The sequence below is a fragment of the Pantoea sp. RIT413 genome, from assembly GCF_003057675.2.
Taxonomy (GTDB): Bacteria; Pseudomonadota; Gammaproteobacteria; order Enterobacterales; family Enterobacteriaceae; genus Pantoea; species Pantoea eucrina.
Genome location: NZ_QBJB02000022.1, coordinates 22,330 through 29,089, shown reverse-complemented (window position 1 = coordinate 29,089; position 6,760 = coordinate 22,330). Strand labels below are relative to the sequence as shown.

Below are 6,760 nucleotides of genomic sequence, written 5' to 3'. Positions count from 1 at the left end.
CCGACTGAACTACAGAGGAATCGTGTGAACGAGGCGAATAGTAGTGGCCCCGGACGAGCCTGTCAACAGCTTAAAACACAATTGCATTCAACTGGCTAGCAAAGATACAGCCCGCGCAGGGATCAGGCAGATTCCGCCGCCAGCGTCGCAAGCCGGGCAGCAGGATCCTGACGGTAAAACAGCTGCAGGTGTCGATACATCGCCGGAAAGCGCTGAAGGAGCAGGTCGGGCGCAGTGAAGAAATATTCTGACAGCACAGCAAAACATTCGGCCGGATCGCTGGCTGCGTAGGGATCAAAGGTCGCGGCCTCTTCACCCGCGAGTGCCACTTCATCGTCAATTTCCTGCATCACCTGCAGCAAATCTTTCTCCCAGCCAGCGACCTCGCGCAGCGGAATAGCGGGGATGCCGCTGGTGTAGCCGCTGCCGCGCGCGTCCAGCTTATGCGCCACTTCATGGATCACCAGGTTATAGCCTGAGAGATCGAACGCGTCGGAAATATCCAGCGCGTTGAGCACCACCGGCCCCTGCGTCCAGCTCTGCCCGGCGTGTACAGCGGGCGCCTGATGCACCAGCCCGCTCTCATCTTCCCAGCGGTCATCAACCGTAAAGGGTTCAGGATAGATAAGCACGTCGTGAAAGCCATCCAGCCACTCCACGCCCAGCTTCAGCACCGGCAGGCAAAACAGCAGCGCCAGACGGGCGCTGTGCAGCGCATCCAGTTCAGTGCCCTGCAGCAGGACAAATTTTTTCTGCTGCAGAAAGCGCTGCGCCATGCCGATCAGAACGGCGTGCTCGTCATGATTAAGCAGTGAAAACACAGGCTGCCGCAGCGCCTGCGTCCAGGGCAGTTCAGCGACAGCATCGGATTTATGCGCGTTCCGGGACCATTTAAACATCGCAGCGCCTGTAAAAGGAGAGAAGGAGTGCCGACGGGACAGAATGTGCCAGACGTCAAACCCGTTATTCAACCTGTTAGCCGGGACGGTGTCTGTGATTGCGCTTGCAAAGTGAAAAGCAAAAAAAAGCGGGGCGGGGCGTAAGCGCCTCTTCCGGTGGGCAGAAGAGGCGCAGGGCGCATGCTCAGAGCGATCGGCTTTCGCGCAGAACGCGCTCAAATTCAATGACCCAGACCCAGGGGTTAACCTCCCAGCTGGTCGCGCCATACTGTTTTTGCCACGCTTTGCGATACGCCTCTTTGGGCGACTCTGAATTCATATTCATGGTAAAGAAGTTGTTCAGGAAGTGCGAGTCCGTCTGAACGCCCTCCGCCATGATGTCATCCTCGCTGATATCCTGGATTTTTTCAGCCCGGATCGCGGTGATGGTCAGATCGATGCGGCTTGCCCAGCGCGGCATGTGAATGGCCGTCTGCCAGCCAAACTGCTCCGCGTCCTGCAGATCGTCCTCCAGCTGACCAAACTCGTTGCTGTCAGCACGATACTGGCAGAAGTCGGGATGGCGAAACAGCTGGGGATCGCGATCGTACTCTGCCAGCTGCGCTTCCGGCACAATCGGGCCGCGCCAGGTTTCGCGTACCCACAGGCGATCGCCAACCTGCCCGAAGGGACAGTGCGCGCTGATATCGGACATCGACATCAGTTTGTAGCCGTGAAGATGATTCGCACTGACATCAAACGCATGAACGCCTTCATGGTGGTCCTGTCCTGGACCAAATGCCTGCGTTTTCATAATGCGTCGGGTCTGTGTTTGCTGGCCAACCAGTAGGGCGCGAACCCGCTGTTCGGAAAAAAGAATCGGCCGTTCTTTCATTTTTTACCTCTTGTTATATCACGAACCCGGAAAGCGTTGACGTTACATCCTGTACAGGACGAGACCCTTAGCATAAAGGTTTCAAACAAATTTGCTTAATAATTTGTCACCTGATAATCAGGCGTTCCCTTCCTGTTCCGGTATTAAAAAAACATCCAGGCAAAAAGTGGGGTGCAGATCGCTTAACGTACCGGCGAAATGCGGAAATTTCCCCTATACAGTACGTTATAACGGCCAAAATAGAAATATTTTCAGACTATTTCACCTTTTTCTCCGCTAATAACTGGCTATCTGTCAGCGAGGAGTGACCGCTTAAATTCCCCGCGCACTGGCATCGCGGTTAAGCGCGACACATAAACTATGTTAACTAAATCTGACGATAGTGAAACGTCATAAGGAAAAGCTGAAAACAAAAAGGCTACTGGGCAAGCGGGCTTAACAACGCTATAACATGATCAGGATCGCAGATTTTTCCCTCTTACCCCAAAAATGCTGTAAGAAAAGTGTCATGACCTGCCCGCTAAGATAGGGCTGAGTCTGAAGAGCTCCCGCCGCGCACCACATGTCATAACAGGAGAAGCATCATGTCCATTACACACTGGCAACAACGTTATGAACACTGGCTGCGGCTGAACTGGCAGCATGACGATAAGGCGCACGACACAGGGCATCTGCGTCGGGTCTGGATGAGCGCGGCGCGTATCATGCAGGAGACGCCTGCCGATGCCATGGTGGTACTGACCGCCAGCTACTTTCACGACGTGGTGAATCTGCCGAAGAACCATCCGCAGCGTCATCTTGCCTCTACGTTTGCCGCTGAAGAGACGCGCCGTATTCTGCAACAGGATTTTCCCGATTTTCCCGCTGAACTTATAGATAGCGTGGCGCACGCGGTGCAGGCGCACAGTTTTAGTGCTGCCATTACGCCGCTGACCGCAGAAGCAAAAATTGTGCAGGATGCCGATCGTCTGGAGTCGCTGGGGGCTATCGGACTGGCACGCGTATTCTATACGGCTGGCGCACTGGGCCGGCCGCTGTTTGACAGTGACGATCCGCTGGGGCGCGATCGCGAGCTCGACGATGTGAAGTGGACGCTGGATCACTTTCAGAAAAAGCTGCTGCGCCTGCCTGAAACCATGCAAACGGCAGCGGGACGTCGTCTGGCTGAATATAACGCCGATTTTCTGGTGCACTATATGGCCAAACTCTGTGCGGAGCTGCAGGGGAACCTGGCGGGGGTTGATGAATCCGTGCTGCGCGACTTCTGCTGCACGTTACAGGAATATTAAATTTTTATGACAGACTGTTAACTGACCTCATCTTCCGCTACGTTTGTGAAAAAAATAGCAGGGAGTGTGGAAATGACTGAAACCGTGAACATTACGATTAAAATTGATCCGGCACTGAAAGAGGAGATTAAGCAGCTGGCTGCTGACAATCAGCTTTCAATGAGTCAGGAGATTGTTAACCGGCTGCAGGCGAGCCTGCAGAGTGCCCCGCAGCAGGAGACGGCGGTAGATAATCTGCACTCCGATGAGACGCCGGACGACCGGTTAAGCGCTACGGAACTGCGCCAGATCCGTGCGCTACTGAAAAAGAGCAAGAAGAAGAAGTAATCTCTGCCACCCGCCGCCCGGCGGGTGAGCTATTTCTTATGCGCGATCAGCTATCAGCCTGCTCTGGCGCGTTCAGCCTGTAGTATTCAATCAGCGGCAGCAGTAATTTCGCTACCGCAGCAAATACCGGCACCACCACGGAATTGCCAAACTGACGATAGGCCTGGGTATCGGAGACCGGGATGCGGAACCGCGCTTCACCCGGCGCTTCAAACCCCATCAGGCGCGCGCACTCGCGCGGGCTCAGCCGGCGCGGTCGCCGCGCCATGTTCTCAGCAGCGGTAAAGTTCTGTTCACCCAGCGCGCGATCCCAGCCGCGATCGATCAGGATCTCCGAGCCATCTTTGTAGTAGCGCGCTGAAAGCGTGCGCACGCAGCAGTGCGGATTCTGCGGATCGTTCAGGCCAAAGCCAAAGCCGTTGCCTTTCGCCTTGTGCTTTTGCGCATAGCGATAGAGGTAGTGCCAGAGCGTTGGCGACAGGGTATATTTTTCACCCGGATCTGCGTCCAGCAAACTCTGCAGTGGCGGCACCTGCGGCGGATAGAGCGCCGGCAACGCGCGCAGTGAAAAGGGCTGCTTAACGCCGCTATCGCGCCGGATGCCCACCAGCACAATGCGCTCACGGTGCTGCGGCAGAAAATAGCGCGCGTCGATCACTTTGGCGTCCGGTGTGCCTTTATCATCCGCATCCGCCACGTCATAACCCAGCTCATCCAGCGTTGCCATAATAATGGCGAAGGTGCGGCCCTTATCGTGGCTCTTCAGATTCTTGACATTTTCCAGCACAAAAAACGCGGGCTTTTTAGCCGCGAGAATGCGCGCCACGTCAAAAAACAGCGTGCCCTGCGCCTCACACTCAAAGCCGTGCGCCCGGCCGAGCGCGTTCTTTTTACTGACGCCCGCCAGTGAAAAAGGCTGACAGGGAAAGCCGGCCAGCAGCACCTGGTGATCGGGGATAGCGCGATCGATATGCTGATAGATAGCCGCCTCCTCAGTGAGGCCGGCTGGCTGCGTGACGAGACGAATATCGGTATTGAACCGGTGGCGCAGCGGATCGCAGTAGTGGTTCGCTTTATAGGTGCGGACCGCCTCTTTATTCCATTCGCTGGTAAAAACGCATTCGCCGCCGGCCTGCTCAAAGCCGCGCCGGATGCCGCCGATACCGGCAAAGAGATCGATAAACTGAAAGGCGGGCCTCTCATAGTGGGCCGGTCGCGATGGCAGCAGGGCACGCAGGCTGGCGATCTCAGACGGCAGAAGCATTGCCGACGCGGCTTTGCCACTGCGCAGACGGTTCAGCTTCGCCACGCTCCAGTGGCCTGTGCCGGCGGCGTTGAGGGTCTGCATCACATCGCGCGCCGCGTAGATATCCAGTACCTGCAGTAACAGCGCTAAATCATCCTGCGCAGCGGTTAATGAAGAGGGGGTAGCCGGTGCGGCGGGATCGGGAGCGAGCATGCGTTTTTCCTTAACAGTTGAGCGGCTATGCTACCACTCATCTGTCAGGGTTGAAATTAGCGCGTCGTGTGACGCTGCGCGCCGTGCCGCACTCTTTTACGCCGCCGCTTTCGCTTTTGCCGTAAAACGCTAAAGTTGAATAGGCCCGCAGGAAAAGGAAACGGCATGGCTGACGTTCACTCACAAGAGATCCGCAGTAAAAATATGCGCGCGATCCGCAATCAGGATACGGCGATTGAACAGCGCGTGGCCGCGATATTGAAAGATCGCGGCTTCAGCTTTCGCGTGCAGGATAAAGCGCTGCCGGGGCGGCCCGATTTCGTGCTGCCTGAGCAGCAGGCCATTATCTTTGTGCACGGCTGTTTCTGGCATCGTCATCACTGCTATCTGTTTAAAATGCCCGCCACGCGCACCAGTTTCTGGAACGGCAAAATCAACAGTAACGTTGAGCGTGACCGGCGCTATGTGCAGCAGCTGCAGGAGACCGGCTGGAAGGTTCTGATTGTCTGGGAGTGCGCGCTGCGCGGTAAGCTGCGGCTGAATGACAATCAGCTGATTGAGCGCCTTGAGGAGTGGCTACTGGCCGCCGGGCAGAGCGCGGAGCTGGATCATCAGGGATTGCATCATTACCATCCGCTCTAGCCGGCGATGATTGCTTTTCGCGGCAATAATCGTTTAGATCACGTTTTTCTCTGGGACGCGGAGCACTACCATGAGCAGTATTAAACTGACGGTCAGACGGCTCTATCAGCTGCGTGACGAGCGGCTGGTGGCGACACAGGCCACGGCACGCATCTGGCTCGACGATCGGCTGATTGCCACAGAGGAGATCAGCGGCATGACCGAAAGTCCGGTGAGTAAATATCTGCACGCAGCGGATACGCAGGGAAAAACGTTACGCGTTGAATGGGACTGTGAGGGCATCGCCGACATGTCGGTGACGTGGGTTGAGCGCTGCCCCTGTTGTCAGGAACACTAACCGGAATAAGGATTACCATTTTGGCAGGAACCAGTTTACTTACGCTTCTGGATGATATTGCAACGCTGCTGGATGACATTTCAGTCATGGGCAAGGTTGCGGCAAAAAAAACCGCTGGCGTGCTGGGCGACGATTTGTCGCTTAATGCGCAGCAGGTCACGGGCGTCAAAGCCAATCGCGAATTGCCGGTGGTCTGGGGCGTTGCGAAAGGCTCATTTCTGAATAAGCTGATCCTGGTGCCGCTGGCGCTGGTGATTTCGGCGTTTGCTCCCTGGCTTATCACGCCGTTGCTGATGCTGGGGGGCGCCTACCTCTGCTATGAAGGGGTGGAAAAGGTGTTACACAGCCTGCAGCACGATAAAGAGGAAAAGAGCCCGGAAGCGCGTCAGCAGCGGCTCGACAGCCTGGCACAGCAGGATCCGCGCGCGTATGAAAAGAGCAAGGTCAAAGGTGCGGTACGCACTGACTTTATTCTTTCAGCGGAGATCGTGGCGATTACGCTGGGCATCGTGTCAGAGGCGCCGCTGCTTAACCAGGTGCTGATCCTCGCCGGTATCGCCATTCTGGTGACCATCGGTGTCTATGGCATTGTGGCGATGATTGTGAAAATCGATGACCTCGGCTACTGGCTGCGGGAAAAGTCCTCTTCACTGGCGCAGGCGGTGGGCGGTTTTCTGCTGGCGATGGCGCCGTGGCTGATGAAAATTCTTACCGTCGTCGGCACGCTGGCGATGTTTCTGGTGGGCGGCGGCATTATTGTGCATGGTATCACGCCGCTGCATCATGCTATCAGCGAATACAGCAGCGGCTTTAACGGTCTGGTTTCCGGCCTGCTGAGTAACGGGGCCAATCTGGTGCTTGGGTTTATTGTCGGCGCGATTGTGCTGCTGGTGGTTAACCTGATCGCTAAAGTTCGCGGTAAGTCGGCATAAC

General features: G+C 56.2%; 8 protein-coding genes. 5 read left to right on the top strand and 3 right to left on the bottom strand.

Annotation, left to right across the window (positions count from 1 at the left end; genetic code table 11):
* Positions 1-122 precede the first annotated feature (122 nt).
* Both mtfA and DBY66_RS17140 read right to left on the bottom strand, forming a co-directional pair.
* Positions 123-899 (bottom strand): DgsA anti-repressor MtfA, encoded by a 777-nt coding sequence (gene mtfA / locus DBY66_RS17145; protein WP_108569572.1) that lies wholly within the window; start codon positions 897-899, stop codon positions 123-125.
* A gap of 184 nt (positions 900-1,083) precedes the next feature.
* A complete protein-coding gene (locus DBY66_RS17140; protein WP_039385187.1) occupies positions 1,084-1,773 on the bottom strand; it encodes a hypothetical protein in 690 nt (229 codons plus the stop codon).
* A gap of 584 nt (positions 1,774-2,357) precedes the next feature.
* On the opposite strand from DBY66_RS17140, the gene DBY66_RS17135 reads away from it, so the two are divergent.
* Complete coding sequence (locus DBY66_RS17135) at positions 2,358-3,062, top strand: phosphohydrolase (protein ID WP_039385186.1); 705 nt, start codon at positions 2,358-2,360, stop codon at positions 3,060-3,062.
* Positions 3,063-3,134: 72 nt separating this feature from the next.
* Positions 3,135-3,389: a hypothetical protein gene (locus DBY66_RS17130; RefSeq protein ID WP_094111324.1), complete on the top strand. Its 255-nt coding sequence runs from the start codon at positions 3,135-3,137 to the stop codon at positions 3,387-3,389.
* A 46-nt stretch (positions 3,390-3,435) separates the two neighbouring features.
* Here the strand turns inward: DBY66_RS17130 and dcm are convergent, their stop codons facing one another.
* Positions 3,436-4,848 (bottom strand): DNA (cytosine-5-)-methyltransferase, encoded by a 1,413-nt coding sequence (gene dcm, locus DBY66_RS17125; RefSeq protein WP_104085144.1) that lies wholly within the window; start codon positions 4,846-4,848, stop codon positions 3,436-3,438.
* Between the two features lie 165 nt (positions 4,849-5,013).
* On the opposite strand from dcm, the gene vsr reads away from it, so the two are divergent.
* From vsr to DBY66_RS17110, 3 genes are all read left to right on the top strand, one after another.
* Positions 5,014-5,490 (top strand): DNA mismatch endonuclease Vsr, encoded by a 477-nt coding sequence (gene vsr, locus DBY66_RS17120; RefSeq protein ID WP_039385180.1) that lies wholly within the window; start codon positions 5,014-5,016, stop codon positions 5,488-5,490.
* A gap of 70 nt (positions 5,491-5,560) precedes the next feature.
* Positions 5,561-5,827 (top strand): hypothetical protein, encoded by a 267-nt coding sequence (locus DBY66_RS17115; RefSeq protein WP_039385177.1) that lies wholly within the window; start codon positions 5,561-5,563, stop codon positions 5,825-5,827.
* A gap of 20 nt (positions 5,828-5,847) precedes the next feature.
* Positions 5,848-6,759, top strand: a complete 912-nt coding sequence (locus DBY66_RS17110; RefSeq protein ID WP_039385175.1) for a DUF808 domain-containing protein — start codon at positions 5,848-5,850, stop codon at positions 6,757-6,759.
* Position 6,760 lies beyond the last annotated feature (1 nt).